This is a genomic window from Streptomyces sp. NPDC057445 (genome assembly GCF_042802855.1).
Lineage (GTDB): Bacteria > Actinomycetota > Actinomycetes > Streptomycetales > Streptomycetaceae > Streptomyces.
The window spans coordinates 35,398-49,116 of sequence record NZ_JBHVDH010000032.1 but is presented as its reverse complement, the minus strand read 5'-3'; the positions used below and the strand labels follow the sequence as shown (position 1 = coordinate 49,116).

13 protein-coding genes are annotated in these 13,719 nt (G+C 68.3%); 5 read left to right on the top strand and 8 right to left on the bottom strand.

Annotated elements, in window-relative coordinates; all coding sequences use genetic code 11:
- Positions 1-299 precede the first annotated feature (299 nt).
- The 5 genes from fmdA to ACFU5O_RS35220 form a co-directional block, all read right to left on the bottom strand.
- The gene (fmdA, locus tag ACFU5O_RS35240; RefSeq protein ID WP_384246655.1) at positions 300-1,550 is read right to left on the bottom strand and encodes a formamidase; all 1,251 of its coding nucleotides are present in this window, start codon (positions 1,548-1,550) and stop codon (positions 300-302) included.
- A 24-nt stretch (positions 1,551-1,574) separates the two neighbouring features.
- Positions 1,575-2,213 (bottom strand): AmiS/UreI family transporter, encoded by a 639-nt coding sequence (locus tag ACFU5O_RS35235; RefSeq protein WP_384246654.1) that lies wholly within the window; start codon positions 2,211-2,213, stop codon positions 1,575-1,577.
- A gap of 31 nt (positions 2,214-2,244) precedes the next feature.
- Positions 2,245-2,523: an FmdB family zinc ribbon protein gene (locus tag ACFU5O_RS35230; RefSeq protein WP_384246652.1), complete on the bottom strand. Its 279-nt coding sequence runs from the start codon at positions 2,521-2,523 to the stop codon at positions 2,245-2,247.
- A gap of 146 nt (positions 2,524-2,669) precedes the next feature.
- Entirely contained in the window at positions 2,670-3,038 is a 369-nt protein-coding gene (gene crcB / locus ACFU5O_RS35225) for a fluoride efflux transporter CrcB (RefSeq protein ID WP_384246651.1), read from the bottom strand.
- The gene (locus tag ACFU5O_RS35220) at positions 3,035-3,511 is read right to left on the bottom strand and encodes a fluoride efflux transporter FluC (protein WP_384246649.1); all 477 of its coding nucleotides are present in this window, start codon (positions 3,509-3,511) and stop codon (positions 3,035-3,037) included. The genes crcB and ACFU5O_RS35220 overlap by 4 nt, the downstream gene beginning before the upstream one ends.
- A gap of 171 nt (positions 3,512-3,682) precedes the next feature.
- Here ACFU5O_RS35220 and ACFU5O_RS35215 point away from each other — a divergent pair, with 171 nt between their 5' ends.
- The 5 genes from ACFU5O_RS35215 (at position 3,683) to ACFU5O_RS35195 (ending at position 10,440) form a co-directional block, all read left to right on the top strand.
- Entirely contained in the window at positions 3,683-4,846 is a 1,164-nt protein-coding gene (locus ACFU5O_RS35215) for an NAD-dependent formate dehydrogenase (RefSeq protein ID WP_384246647.1), read from the top strand.
- A gap of 229 nt (positions 4,847-5,075) precedes the next feature.
- A complete protein-coding gene (locus tag ACFU5O_RS35210; protein ID WP_384246656.1) occupies positions 5,076-5,498 on the top strand; it encodes a hypothetical protein in 423 nt (140 codons plus the stop codon).
- A gap of 508 nt (positions 5,499-6,006) precedes the next feature.
- The gene (locus ACFU5O_RS35205) at positions 6,007-6,684 is read left to right on the top strand and encodes a GAP family protein (protein WP_384246646.1); all 678 of its coding nucleotides are present in this window, start codon (positions 6,007-6,009) and stop codon (positions 6,682-6,684) included.
- 800 nt (positions 6,685-7,484) lie between these two features.
- On the top strand, positions 7,485-9,980 hold the full coding sequence (locus ACFU5O_RS35200; protein ID WP_384246645.1) for a LuxR C-terminal-related transcriptional regulator: 2,496 nt from the start codon (positions 7,485-7,487) through the stop codon (positions 9,978-9,980).
- Between the two features lie 34 nt (positions 9,981-10,014).
- Positions 10,015-10,440, top strand: a complete 426-nt coding sequence (locus ACFU5O_RS35195; RefSeq protein WP_326653425.1) for a thioesterase family protein — start codon at positions 10,015-10,017, stop codon at positions 10,438-10,440.
- A 57-nt stretch (positions 10,441-10,497) separates the two neighbouring features.
- Here the strand turns inward: ACFU5O_RS35195 and ACFU5O_RS35190 are convergent, their stop codons facing one another.
- The 3 genes from ACFU5O_RS35190 to ACFU5O_RS35180 are packed head-to-tail and all read right to left on the bottom strand — an operon-like array spanning position 10,498 to position 13,698.
- On the bottom strand, positions 10,498-11,679 hold the full coding sequence (locus ACFU5O_RS35190) for an FAD-dependent oxidoreductase (RefSeq protein WP_384246643.1): 1,182 nt from the start codon (positions 11,677-11,679) through the stop codon (positions 10,498-10,500).
- 46 nt (positions 11,680-11,725) lie between these two features.
- The gene (locus ACFU5O_RS35185; protein WP_384246641.1) at positions 11,726-12,787 is read right to left on the bottom strand and encodes an LLM class F420-dependent oxidoreductase; all 1,062 of its coding nucleotides are present in this window, start codon (positions 12,785-12,787) and stop codon (positions 11,726-11,728) included.
- Positions 12,787-13,698, bottom strand: a complete 912-nt coding sequence (locus ACFU5O_RS35180) for an alpha/beta hydrolase (RefSeq protein ID WP_384246640.1) — start codon at positions 13,696-13,698, stop codon at positions 12,787-12,789. Before ACFU5O_RS35180 ends, ACFU5O_RS35185 begins: the two co-directional genes overlap by 1 nt.
- Between the last annotated feature and the right edge of the window lie 21 nt (positions 13,699-13,719).

The window sequence follows — 13,719 nt, the reverse complement described above, 5'->3', positions numbered from 1 at the left end:
AGCCGGGGACCACAGGGGTGGAAACGATGATGAACTCCTGAATGCGGGCAGCGCCCGTCACCGTGACAGTCATCAATGTCCTCACCTCCTGCTTCCTCAACGAACCAACGCCGTTCCCCGGCAACGGAACACGAACCGTGCCCGGGAACGAGGAGAACCGTAGCCCCACCCCAGGGCACGGCGCCACCGGTTAACCGTCGGGGCTCCCGGCCGCGGCCCGCCGTCACGGATCCGGCAAACGGCGATGATGTGCAGAGCCGAGTTGCCGCCGGGACCGCGGGGCCGCAACTGGGGTCCGGTCAGGCGGTGCTCACCGCGCACTTGCCTCGGTCGGCCTTCATCGGTCCGGCGGCGCTGGGACGGACCTCGAAGTCGAACATGGCGGTGGGTACGTACAACGAGCAGCAGGCGTTGGGGATGTCGACGATGCCGCTGATACGTCCCTCTATGGGGGAGGAGCCGAGCAGCAGGTAGGCCTGCTCTCCGCTGTAGCCGAACTTCTTGAAGTACTCGACGGCGTTGAGGCAGGCCCGGCGGTAGGCCAGCGTGGCGTCGAGGTAGTAGTTCGTGTCCGTGTCGTGGTCGACGGAGATCCCGATGAAGGTCATGAACTCCGTGTACCTCGGCTCGACGTTGCCCGGAATGAACACGGGGTTGGTGGAGATGCCGTACGTCTCCATGCCGCCCTTGATCAGGTCGACGTGGAAGTCGATGAAGCCGCCCATCTCGATGGCGCCGCAGAAGGTGATCTCTCCGTCGCCCTGGCTGAAGTGCAGGTCGCCCCCGGAGAGCTTGGCGTCCTTGACGTGTACGGGGTAGAAGACCCTCGAACCGCGCGTGAAGTTCTTGATGTCGTGGTTGCCTCCGTTCTCGCGGGCCGGCACCGTGCGTGCGCCTTCCGCGGCGATGCGCTTCGCGACGTCTCCGGTGGCCGTGCCGGCGAGGGCGTTGGTGGCGTCCGGCGGTACGGCGAGCGGGGGGACCCTGTTCGGGTCGGTGTCGATCAATGCCTTCTCGCGGGCGTTCCAGCGGCCGAGCATCTCGGCGGACGGGGCCGTTCCGAACAGACCGGGGTGGGTGATTCCGGTGAAACGCACCCCGGGAAGGTGGCGGGAGACGGCCTGCTGTCCGTGGAATTCCCATATCGCCTTGTAGGCGTCCGGGAAGTAGTCGGTCAGGAATCCGCCGCCGTTGGCCTTGGCGAAGATGCCGGTGTAGCCCCAGCCCTGGCCGGCGAAGTCGCCGGTCTGCTGCGGCACGGGACCGAGGTCGAGGATGTCGACGACGAGCAGGTCACCGGGCTCGGCGCCCTCCACGCCTATCGGGCCGCTGAGCATGTGGGGGATGGTCAGGTCGATGTCGCGTACGTCGTTGGCGGAGTCGTTGTTGCCGACCTGGCAGTCGGTCCAGTCGCGGCACTCCATGCGGAACTCCGCTCCCGGCTTCACCATGGCGACGGTGGGGACGTCCGGGTGCCACCTGTTGTGTCCGGGAACGTCCTGGTCACGCATCGACTTGCTGTGGTCCACATTGAAGATGATTTCGGGCATGACAGCTCCTCGTTTCTGATCCCGTCACGTTTGTGCGCCCACGCTTCCGGCCGCCGGGGCGGCTGGTGCCGGCTGCCGCGAATTCCGGGTGAACGGCCAGAGCGCCCCGAAGACCACCACACCGAACACCGCCAGCGCGATGGCGGTTTCGGTGGGACTCACCCAGTAACCGGAGAGCAGCAGCGCCGCGGGAATCGCGCCGGTGACCCAGCCCTGGATCGCCGTGACCCAGCCCGTATAGGTTCTGAGGCTGTCCATCTTGAGACCGAGCAGCAGGAAGAACAGGAACCACAGGAATGCCCAGTAGAGCCAGATGACCCCGAACGGGTAGTCCCTGAAGAGCCGGAAATTGACGAACGAGTACCCCAGGGCCGCAACCGCCACGAACAGCGAGTAGTAGCCGACGCCGGTGCTGTCGAGACCGGCGAGGAGGCCCACGCCTACATACAGGTAGGTGAAGCCGAACAGATAGATGCCGGATGCCGCCAGGATCCCTCTGGGGTCGCCGACGGCGACGAAGATGAGATAAGTCGGCGTCAGCACCTGGAGTGCGCCCACGAAAAGGTTGAACACCGCTGCCGCCTTGGCGTCGACCTTCCCGAGCAACAGCATTCCGTTGATGAAGAGCACCGCACCGACAAAGAGCAGTCCTACGTTTCCCACGGGGACACCTCCTAGGTCCGCGTGGACGCCCTCAGGGACGCGGCAACCGCGAGAGCGCGGGGTGCGGGTGCCGTGGCACCCTTCTGCGTGGCGGCACTTCGGAGACCACTGCCGGGGCCTCACGGGCCTGCTCCTCCTGGTCATGAAGGGCGGCGACCGCGTGCGAGGTCAGCGTGAGGCCGGGCGAGTTGTACACACGTCTCGCAGCGCCTGCGCAAACAGGGCAGCCATATGTCCGGGGCGCCGTCCCGATCGTCAACTTCACGTCGAAAGGCCCACATCGGCTGCATAGATATTCATAGGTTGCCATCAGCAGCCTCCGGATGCCGGTGGAAGCTGGCCACCGAAGCGCCTGCGGTGCGCCCCGAACGGCGCACGCACAGCGCATTTCCTACCTTCAAGGAGACGTCTCGTAAATCTGCGTGTCAAGTACCGGACGGCCGGGCCCGGACCTTCTCAGAACGACCCGACGGCGAGCGCCGCCGCTGCTGCCGCAAGACCCACCGCGAGACTCGAAGCCGCGTACAGCAGGGATTTGCCCACCTGCCCTTTCTCACAGAGGTGGACCAGCTCGTAACTGAATGTGGAGAACGTCGTATAGGCACCGCAGAAACCGACACCGGCAATGGTCACGACCTGCTCCGGCAGTGCGTGCCGTGCGCCGAGGCCCACCAGAAGCCCCAGCACGAACGAGCCGGTCACGTTGATCAGCCAGGTGCCGCGCGGGAACACGCCCGGGCTCCGGTACTGCACGTACTGGTCGAGTACGTAACGGGCAACTGCCCCGACCGCGGCCGCCGCGCCGACGGCGAGCAGGATGTTCACCGTACCCACCAGCCGTGTCGGCGGGCGCGCCCGCGCCGCGCGTCGAGCCGTATGCGCCGGGCCTGCGTCAGCCTGCCGATGGCCAGACCCAGAACGGTGGCGGCCAGGCCGGCGAAGAGGCTCCCGAAGATGTTCAACGCCGCTGTTGCGTAGTGGCCGTGGCCCAGCAGGTGATCGGTGTCGACCATCCAGGTCGAGAAGGTGGTGAAGGCGCCGAGGAAGCCGACGGCGGCGAACGGCCGCACGTACCGGGTCGGCGGCCAGACCTCGAGCACATGCACGAGCAGCAGCGCCAGCACGAAAGATCCGGACACGTTGACGGCGAAGGTCGTCCACGGGAACGTCGCCCCCGGCGTGGGGAAGGCCAGCCCCAGTGCGTAACGTGCCGTCCCGCCCAGCAGGCCGCCGAGCGCGACCGCCGCCAGGACGCCCCCGCGCAGACGCGCGCGGAACGGCTCCCGAACTCCCGTCACAGGCCTCATCGGAATAGCCGCATCCCTATCCACCGGAACACCTCCCCATTATCCCTGGGGATTGCCGCGCCGATGCACACTCGACTAAAATTCAAGATCATCGGTGTTCGACCGGTTTACCGGTGCCCTACCCGTTCACCGGAGCAGTGGCCCCACCGATGGAGGACGGCCATGGCAAAAATCCTTGCGGTGCTCTATCCGGACCCCGTGGGCGGATTTCCCCCCGACTACGCCCGCGACGAGATTCCCACCATCACCGGCTATCCGGGCGGCCAGACCGCGCCGACCCCGCAGGCCATCGATTTCACCCCGGGGCACCTCCTCGGCTGCGTCTCCGGAGAACTGGGACTGCGCCGGTTCCTGGAGGACCGGGGTCACACGTTCGTCGTCACGAGCGACAAGGAAGGGGCTGACTCCACCCTGGACCGCGAGCTTCCCGACACCGACGTGGTCATCTCGCAGCCGTTCTGGCCCGCCTATCTGACCTCCGAGCGCATCGCCGCGGCCCCCCGGCTCAGACTCGCGATCACCGCGGGAATCGGGTCGGACCACGTCGATCTGCCGAGCGCCATCTCCCATGGCATGACCGTGGCCGAGGTGACGTTCAGCAACAGCATCAGTGTGTCGGAGCACGCCGTGATGCAGATCCTCACCCTGGTGCACAACTACATGCCGGCTCACGAGTGGGTGACCACCAAGAAGGGCTGGAACATCGCCGACAGCGTGTCGCGCGCCTACGACCTCGAAGGCATGGACGTCGGCGTCCTCGGCTCCGGCCGTATCGGCCAGGCGGTACTGCGCCGCCTCAAGCCGTTCGACGTCACACTGCACTACTGCGACATGCACCGGCTGTCCACGGAGATCGAGGAGGAGCTGGACCTGACCTCGCATCCCGACGCCCGTTCGCTGGCCTCCTCCGTCGATGTGCTGTCGATCCACACTCCGCTGCATCCACAGACGATGAACCTCTTCGACGACGAGCTGATCGGGGCCATGAAGCGCGGTTCGTACATCGTCAACACCGCACGCGCGCTCATCGTCGACCGGGACGCCGTGGTGCGGGCCCTCAACAGCGGCCAACTGGCCGGTTACGCCGGTGACGTCTGGTACCCGCAGCCGCCACCGCCCGACCATCCGTGGCGCACCATGCCGTACGAGGCGATGACGCCGCATGTTTCCGGGTCGACCCTCTCGGCGCAGGCACGCTACGCGGCCGGTACGCGGGAGATCCTGGAGTGCTGGCTCGACGGGCGCCCCGTCCGCCCCGAGTACCTGATCGTCGACGGCGGTGGGCTGGCCGGGACGGGAGCGAGCTCCTACACGGTCGCCGGATGACCGACACGGGCGGGCGGGGGGACGTCCGGCGGACAGGAAATCAGCTGAAGATTCAATAGAAGATCCATCACCCGACTGTGAGCCGATTCACGCACAATTTACTGGACGGGCACGGTAGGGGCCTTTAGCGTCCGTAAACAGATTGTTTTTCATTATGCGGAGACACCGGCGCCGCGCGTAATCTCTCGTAAGAAAACCAGGCGAACGCCGGGAAGGTGGATCAGTGAGCATGGACGCAGTGTGGGTCCGGGGCGTGACCGGCATTCAGATGCACCACGTGACCGACCTGCAGGATGCCGGCCGGTTTCTGGGCAACGCAGCGATGGCACTGCGGGCCGCGCACGTAAGGACCGGCGCCGACCGGTACTCCGGCATCGCCGCCGAACTCAAGGCCCTGGTGGAGCGAGTGCGGGAGTTGGAGGACGAGGCGCGGTCGAACATGCACGACCTGCACTCCACCGACCCCGAGCGGTTCGTCCGCTGCCGGGACGGCCACGAGCCGTGGCCCGGCGAGATCCCGGCAGGATTCATCCCGCGCCACACGTGCAAGGACGAGTGTCTCTACCACGACCACGAGGTCCTCGACGCCATCATGCAGTGCACCTGCGGACGGCCGCCGTGCCAGGCCTGTGAGATCGGCGGGAAGCTCTGACGAGCGCCGGACCCGTGGCCGAGCCGGATCCGAACACCACCTGATCATCGACGGTCATGGCGCCCCACCTGCGGTGACCCGAACCGACTGTGACCACACCGACGCCTCTCGCCCCGAATCGCGTACGCCGAGGCGTGGGGCGTCATCCGCTGGTGGGGCCGCTCCAGTAGGCGTCCTTCCATCGCATCGCATCGCATCGCATCGCATCGCATCGCATCGCATCGCATCGGGACTGAACTCCACCTCGATCCCGCCGGCCGCGTCGGGCGGGAGGAATCGCCGCGCCCCGCACCGCTCCGGCACGAAGCCGGTCAGAGCCGGCCGTTCACCCGTTGGGCGCCCGCGGCGCGCAGCGGGGCGACAGGCGAACTATGTTGTCCGGGGAGCCGTTCGAGGGTTCTGTGGCCCGTTGCTCAGGACCGTCACGTGGCCCTCGGCACGGGCCGTCGGTCCACTCGGCCGAGCTCGGTCCAGCCCGATCGCCCTGATTCCCCACCGGAGGCCCGCCATGGGTGAAGTTCTCGGTGACGTGCTGGGTCTTGCGGCGGCTGTCGCGATCAGCCCGCTTCCGATCATCGCGATGATTCTCGTACTCGCCACACCTCGGGGACGGCTGAACGGGTCGTTGTTCGCCGGTGGCTGGATTCTGGGGCTCTCGGCCCTGGGCGCGGTGACGCTGGCGCTCGCCGGACCGGGTGGCGCTTCCTCCGGCGGTCATCCGGCCACCTGGGTAGGCGGCCTCAAACTTGCCCTGGGAGTGCTGCTCGTCCTCTTCGGTGCCCGGCTGTGGCACCGGCGTCCTGCGGATGCCTCCGAGGCGCAGCTGCCGAAGTGGATGGCCACGATCGACCGCCTCACGCCGGTGAAGGTCTTCGGACTCGCACTGGCGCTCGCCGCACTCAATGCGAAGAACGCACCGCTGACCATCGCCGCAGCCGCCTCGATCGCGTCCGCCGGGCTTCCTGTCGCGGAGCAGATCGCGTCGCTGGCGATCTTCGTACTGATCGGCTCTCTCGGACTCCTTGCCCCCCTGGGGGTCTTCCTCGTCGGGGGAGACCGGGCGAAGACCACGCTCGGCGGCTGGAAGGACTGGGCCGCGCAGCACAACGTCGCTGTGATGGCGGTCCTTTTCCTCGTCCTCGGGTTGAAGCTGCTCGGTGACGGCATCGCCATCCTCACCTCCTGACGGCGGCTGCGTCGATCATGCACAGCAGACGGCGGTACGCCCCCGCTCCCGGTGCCCCTCGGGCGACCGGCGACCTGTGGCGCGACAGGCCGTGTCCCCCGCCACGTACAGCCACCTGCTCCGGCGCGGTGACCGCGCCGCACCGGAAGTGGAAGATGTGTTGAACGAAGTGCGTGACAAGGGAAACCCTTCAAAGGGCGGCCCCGGCGACGCGCCGAGCGCGCATGAGCTGAATGAGCGTCAGCCGGAAACCACAGGGGTGGGAAAGATGACGAACTCCTGAATACGGGCAGCGCCCGTCGCCGTGACGGGTCACCAATGCGCACCTCCTGCTTCCTCAACGGCCCAACTCGGTTCCTTCGGGAGCGGCACACGGCCGCGTCACGGAACGGGGAACCGGAACCCGCTCCGTGACGCGACGTCACCTATTTATTCCGAGCCCGCCGCGACTCCGACAAGTCCCGCTAAAGCGCCGGACCGACGGTCCCGGACGCCCCCGGCACCCCTCGGACCGCACCGCAACCGGCAGTACGTTCCGTGAGATGCATGTCACACACAGGCCGCGCTGTTGATCATCCGTAACGCTGGGGAACCTGGCAATGTGGATGGGGACATGTGCCGATCGCCGCTCGTCCGCACCCTGGAGAGTCCGCCATGACTTGTCATTCCCCCCACAGCCTCAGCAACTCGGCTCAGCGATATCAGCCCAAGGTTTCGAGGTATCGATGACGGAGCACATCGACAGTCTTCGGCCGTTAGGCCGAAAGCGAGAGTGGGCACGTATAGCAGAATTTCTCGCCGTGGGTTCGAGCGGCTGCATCAACACCCTGATCCTCGAGGGCCCTGCCGGGACGGGCAAGACCCATCTCATGCAGGAGACGCAGCGCCTCGCGGCGGAACTGAGGTTCGCCACTTCGTCGTTCTCGATCTCCCCCCACGACGGTGCGCCGGGGAACCGCCGCATCGAATCGTTCCTGGCCGGGCCGGAGTCCGGGCCCCACGGGGGCCCGAGACCACGGCTTGTCCTCGTGGACAACTTCCACCACGCGACTTCCCAAGTGATGAATTCCGTGCTGTCGCCGTCCCTGACGGGCAGTCAAACTCCGTTGATCTGGATGCTCGGGTTACGAGCGCAGCATGACAGCCGATTAGCGAGGCGGTTGTCGGGCGAGAGCGTCCGGGTGGCCCGGGTCGAGCTGGGCCGGCTGTCCGACGACGAATCCATGGAACTGGCAGCCGAGTTACTGGGCGCGCAGCCGGATACGGACCTTGTTTCCATGGTCCAGGGCGCGGGCGGGAACCCGTTGCTCATTGTGGAGCTCATCAGGGGACTGCGCGAAGAGGGAAACGTTGCCGTCCTCGGCGAAGTCGCCCGCCTCAGTGGCATGCGGATTCCTCAGCGGATCCGTGAAATCGCCTCACGCTGGCTGAACGAGCTGTCGGAGAAAGCACAACAGCTGATCCAGGTGGCCGCAGCGATAGGCGGCTCCTTTATGATCGGCGAACTGGCCGCGATGCAGCGCGAGACCACTGCATCGTTACTGCCCGCCCTGAACGAGGCCATGGCCGCGGGGCTGCTCATCTGCCCCGGTGAGCAAGCGGTGCTCCAGCATGAATTGATCCGGCGGGCGATAGCGGAGGAATTACCTCCGGCAGTGCGGGTCGCCCTGACCAATGACATCGACACGCTGCGGAATCAGCGGCGCGCGAATGTGCCGCTCACACCCGAACTCCTTCTTTCGCAAGGGGTGACCATCGTCAAGGCACCGGCCGTCCCGGTTTCCGTGCCCGCTGTTGTGCAGGGCTCCGCCTCACAGGGGCTGGCCGGCCGTCTCGTACCGGCCCTGATGCTGGCCAGGAGTGTGCGTACGGAACCACTGACACTGGGGTCGGCAGAGGAACTGCGGACCGAACTGACGGCCGTCCTGGCCGACGCACACGCCGCCGCACCCGGGAAGGCCGACGCAGCGGCACGCAACATCGTCTCCCTGTTCGCCGACGACGAGCGCCGGGTGTGGGGCAACGCGCGGTCGGTCCTGGAGTCCCGCACAGGGGCGGGCGTGGGTGACGCGGACGCCGTGACGGCCACGGTGGTCATGTCCAATCTGGAGTGGTCCGCGGGCAACCTGACCGAAGGGTTGCGGTGGGGGCGACGCGCCGTGAGTCGCATCGGCGAGTCCACACCACGGATGTGGCGTCCGTACGTACGACTGGCGCTGGCCTCCAAACTGTCCGACCTGGGCCAGTTCGACGAAGCCGAACTGCTGGTAGGGGCGGCCCGGGAGGAGACCGGGCGGACCGGGCTCGAGGACCACACGGCCGCGGTCCTGATCACCCGTGCCCGGCTGCTCCTCCAGGCGAGCCGGCTCCAGGAAGCCCAGGACACTGCGCAGGCCGGGCTGGCCGCCGCCGTGGAGGCGGGCAGCGGCTGGGTCGTCCCCGTCGGGCAGGCGGTCCTCATCCTGGTGGCCCTGCGCCGGGGCGACCTGTCCTCGGCCGCGGACTATGTGTGGCGCACCCGGGCCGTGGTGGGCGCGGACAGCACGGTGTTCCCGTCGATCCACTTCTCCTGGGGCGAGTGCCTGGTGGCCACGGCGCAGCTCGGCCCGCGGCGGACCGCCGAGTTGCTCACCACTCAGTACGCGGATCTGCTGACTCAGCGGCAGCTGTTCGTCGAGGAACCGGGGGCCGCCCCCTGGTTCGTGCGACTGGCTCTCGCCGCCGACGACGCGCCGCTCGCGGCGACCGTGGTCGCGGCGGTGGAAGCGCTCGCGGCCGCCAATCCCGAGCACCACTCGGTGCGTGTCTCGGCGGCGCATGCCCGGGGGCTCCTGGAGAGGGACGCCGCCGCGTTGCGCCGGGCCTCGAGGGAGCATGTCAGCCCCTGCTCCGCAGCGTTGGCGGAAGAGGATCTCGGTGTGCTGTTCTCGGCGGACGAGAGCAGGAACGGAGCGCTGGCATCGGGGTGCCTGCAGAAGGCCCTGCACAGGTTCGAGCAGATCGGGGCGAAGGCGGACGCGGACCGGGTGCGGGCCCTGCTGAGCGAGAACAGTGCTCCGGCGGCTCCGGCTCCGGCCTCCGCACCGGTCCGTCAGCCCGCGGACGCGTCTCCCGGGTGGGATGCCCTCACCGAGGCCGAGCGGGGTATCGCCCAACTGGTCGGCGAAGGACTGACGAACCGTCAGATCGCCAGACGGGTGAGCCTCTCACCGCACACCGTGAACTATCACCTGCGGGTGATATTCCGGAAGCTCGGCATCAACTCACGGGTGGAAGTGGCCCGTTATCTCGCATAAGGCGCTGAAGGGCGCACTGATCGAAAGGATTGACATGGCAGACCTGTTCACCGTGCGGGTTACCGTCCGCGGCTACGAGACCGACGCGCAGGGACACCTCAACGGGAACGTGTATCTGCAGCATGCGGAGCACGCGCGCTGGGAGCTCCTGCGGGCGGCCGGGATCGAGCAGAACGCGCTGCTGGCGAAGGGCGTGGGCCCGATCAATCTGGAGAGCACGATCCGCTACCACCGCGAGGTGGTAGCGGGCGATGACGTCGACATCACCTGCGCGTTCATCTTCGGGGAGGGCAAGTCGTTCCGGGTGGAGCAGACGTTCCACCGTACGGACGACAACACTCTCGTGGCCGAGGTCTTCAACGTCGGAGGACTGCTCGACCTCAAGGCACGCAAGCTGGTCGCCGACCCGCGCGAGTACTTCCGCGCGGTGGCCTCCGACCCTGGCGTGTTCGGCCTCTGACACGGCTCCACCGGGCCGCTGTCGCGGCCCGGTGGATATCCGGGGGAAAGCGCGCGGTCAGGCCCGCGTCCGTGCTCGCCACTCCGGTGGAATCAGCTCACTGGACGGGCACACTCCGGAAACGGTGGAGAAGAAGCGCTCGACCATCACCGGATCGTCCGCGATGGCGCGCATCAGCGCCAGGCGGCGATTCGGCCGGAGTTCGGCCACGGACAGGGTGTCCCGGTAGCCGTCCATGACCAGGTCGTCCCGCTCGAGGGCGTACCGGCGCAGCGCGGCGTCCAGCAGGGGCCGGTCCTGCAGGCCGTCCGCGACACGGTCCGTCAGGAGCGTCGCCTGCCGGAAGGCGTCGGTGATGCCCTTGCCCGTGATCGAGTCCTTGTGGTGGCCCGCGTCGCCCACGAGCGCCCAGCCGGGGCCCGACGCCTGCCGGAAGAAGTTCCGCTGGTCACCGGTTCCGTAGAACCGGTCCTCCTGGGTGGCGGCTGCCAGCCGTTCGTCCAGGCCGGGCGCGGCGGCGGACACATTGCCGAGGAACGCGCGGCGGACGTCCGCACGTACGGTGTCGAACTCGGACTGCGGGAAGTACGTCCCCACGAGCGTCAGCCCGTCGTTGGTGGGCACGAAACCGGCCCACCGTCCGGTCGACTGGTACACCTCGAAGCCGGTGGGCAGGCCCGACCAGAAGCTGTAGTAGGCACATGTCATCAGGGGGTCCTCGGAGACCACGGGCGCCCCCGCCAGAGCCGCCACCCTGGACCTCATGCCGTCCGCACCGATCACCAGCCGGGCGCGCTCCTCCGACCGGCCGGCCGCGGTCCGCATGCCGACGCCGATCACCCGGTCCTCCTCGAAGAGGAGGTCGTCCACCGTGCACTGCTCCCGGAACTCGGCGCCGGCCGCGACAGCCGCGTCCGCGAGTATCCGGTCCAGCAGATAGCGGCGGGGCGCGTAGGCGGCCCTGATCCCCTCGACGGGCCACGAGCACCCTTCCAGCCGGACGTCCGCGACCTGGTGGCGGGCCTTGTCCATCGGCGGACAGCCGGTGGCCACGACCGCGTCGAGCACACCCCACCGCTGGAGCAGGGCCACACCCGGCTGGTGGATGTAGAGAGTGGACATGGTGTCGCGGGGCTGGCGGGCCTTGTCCACCATCAGGACCCGGTAGCCGGCCCTGGCGAAAAGCATGGCCGTCGGGGCCCCGGCGCACCGTGCGCCCACCACTATGACGTCGTACACGAGGGGAGTCCTTTCCCGGACGGTGCGTGGTGCGGAAGGCCGGGCGTCACTCGCCGGCCCCCGACTTCTCGAATGCCTCGGTGATCGCCCGAAGACTGCGCACCCCGTCGCTCGTGTTCTCGGGGAAGATCATGGCGGACAGCGTCGTCACGCCCGCTTCGGCATAGGCCCGCAGTCCGTCGGCGATCCGGTCGACGGGGCCCAGCAGGCAGGTGCGTTCGAGGAACTCCTGAGGCACGGCCGCCGCCGCCTCGCGCGGTCTGCCGGCCAGGTACAGCTCCTGTACCCGTCGTGCGGCATCCTCGTAACCGAGGCGGGCGGCAAGGCTGTTGTAGAAGTTCTGGGCGCGGGACCCCATGCCGCCGAGATAGTGCGTGGTGTACATCCGGACCCGGTCGGCGCACTCCGCGACGTCGTCGCCCACCACGACGGGCACCGCCGCGACGACGTCGAACCCGGTGAGGTCCTTGCCGCGCTTCTCGCGCCCGGCGCGCAGGTTCGCCAGGTGCAGACCGCCGGAGTCGGGCTGGAAGAACACCGAGAGCCAGCCGTCCGCGATCTCCCCGGCAAGGGTGATGTTCCGTGGCCCCACGGCCGCCAGATACACGGGGACGTCCTTGCGCAGGGGGCGGGTCCCGAGGCGCAGCGCCTTGCCGGGCCCGTCCGGCAGGGGTAGCCGGTGGTACTCACCGTCGTAGGCGACGTCCTCCCGGCGCAGTGCGAGGCGCACCACGTCGATGTACTCGCGCGTGCGCGCCAGCGGCCGGTCGAACCGGGCCCCGTGCCACCCTTCTGAGACCTGTGGCCCGGACACGCCGAGACCGAGCCGGAAGCGGCCTCCGGAGATGAGGTCCAGGGTCGCGGCGGTCATCGCCGTCATCGTGGGGGTGCGGGCCGGGATCTGCATCACCGCGGTGCCGAGGTCGATCCTGCTGGTGTGGGCCGCGAGCCAGCCGAGCAGGGACACCGCGTCGGAGCTGAACACCTCGGCCGTCCACACCACGGAGAACCCCAGGCGCTCGGCCTCCCGGACGTAGAGCGCAGAGGCCTCGGGGTCGGGCCCGGCGCCCAGGTTTCCCAGGTAGCGCAGGTTCAGGCCCAGTCGCATCAGTGCACCGCTTTCGTCGGGTCGAGGCAACGCTCGAGGAAGTCGAGGACGGTCGACGTGTACTGCTCCTTGTCGGTCCACATCGCACGCAGGTGCTTCGCGCCGGGAACGACCAGGGTCTGCGCCCGCGGATAGACCCGCGCCAGCCGCAGGATCTCCTCGGCGGGCACGACGGAGTCCGCGCCGCCGGCGATGAACAGCATCGGGGTGGTGGCGTAGACCGGCCGATCGGGCTTCGGCGGCCAGTCGCCGGAGGAGCCCATCGTGATGCGGTTGAACAGGCGGAACAGATGCTCCGTCACGGCCCGGGCCGGGGCCTCCCGCATGGCGGCGGGGACGGGCACCAGCCCCGAGCGCAGCAGGTTCGGGGCGATCGCGGGCGGATCGGAGGCCGGGCCGCTGTCGCACACCACGGCGTCGACCACGCCGTGCAGCGCGTCGAGCGAGCGCATCATCGCGAACGACGACAGCGAGAATCCGTACAGAGCCAGGCGGGCTTCGGCGAACTCCGGCATGGCCCTCAGGTGGGTGGCGGCCGCGACGGCGTCCTGGGCGAAGCGCCGGTCGTATCCGGCGAATCCGTGGTCCTGGGAGCTGTCACCGTGATTGCGGAAGTCGAAGAGCAGCACGGTGAACCCGTGCCGGTGAAGAAAGCGGGCGTACGGAAGACTGCGGGACTTCTCCAGCCCGAGGCCATGGCCGAGGAGCACCACCCGGCCCGGGTCGCCCCGGCACAGCCAGGCACTGAGCCGGGTGGGGCCGGGCGTGACGGCGATCGTGAACTCCTCGGCCTCGAGACCGAATTGATCCGGCCGGCGCCGCCCGGCAGGACGGGGCGGATGGAAGGCGGTGTACGCCGCACGGGCCGCTACCACGGGCGCGGCGCACACCGCCATCAGCTGCTTGCTCACGGTTTCTCCTAGACACGGTCC

Excerpts from the sequence above, each read along its gene's own strand:
- ACFU5O_RS35185 (WP_384246641.1), bottom strand. The coding sequence starts at position 12,787 with ATGCGACTGGGCCTGAACCTGCGCTACCTGGGAAACCTGGGCGCCGGG.
- ACFU5O_RS35215 (WP_384246647.1), top strand. The coding sequence starts at position 3,683 with ATGGCAAAAATCCTTGCGGTGCTCTATCCGGACCCCGTGGGCGGATTT.
- ACFU5O_RS35205 (WP_384246646.1), top strand. The coding sequence starts at position 6,007 with ATGGGTGAAGTTCTCGGTGACGTGCTGGGTCTTGCGGCGGCTGTCGCG.
- ACFU5O_RS35230 (WP_384246652.1), bottom strand. The coding sequence starts at position 2,523 with ATGGCAACCTATGAATATCTATGCAGCCGATGTGGGCCTTTCGACGTG.
- fmdA (WP_384246655.1), bottom strand. The coding sequence starts at position 1,550 with ATGCCCGAAATCATCTTCAATGTGGACCACAGCAAGTCGATGCGTGAC.
- ACFU5O_RS35195 (WP_326653425.1), top strand. The coding sequence starts at position 10,015 with ATGGCAGACCTGTTCACCGTGCGGGTTACCGTCCGCGGCTACGAGACC.
- ACFU5O_RS35210 (WP_384246656.1), top strand. The coding sequence starts at position 5,076 with ATGGACGCAGTGTGGGTCCGGGGCGTGACCGGCATTCAGATGCACCAC.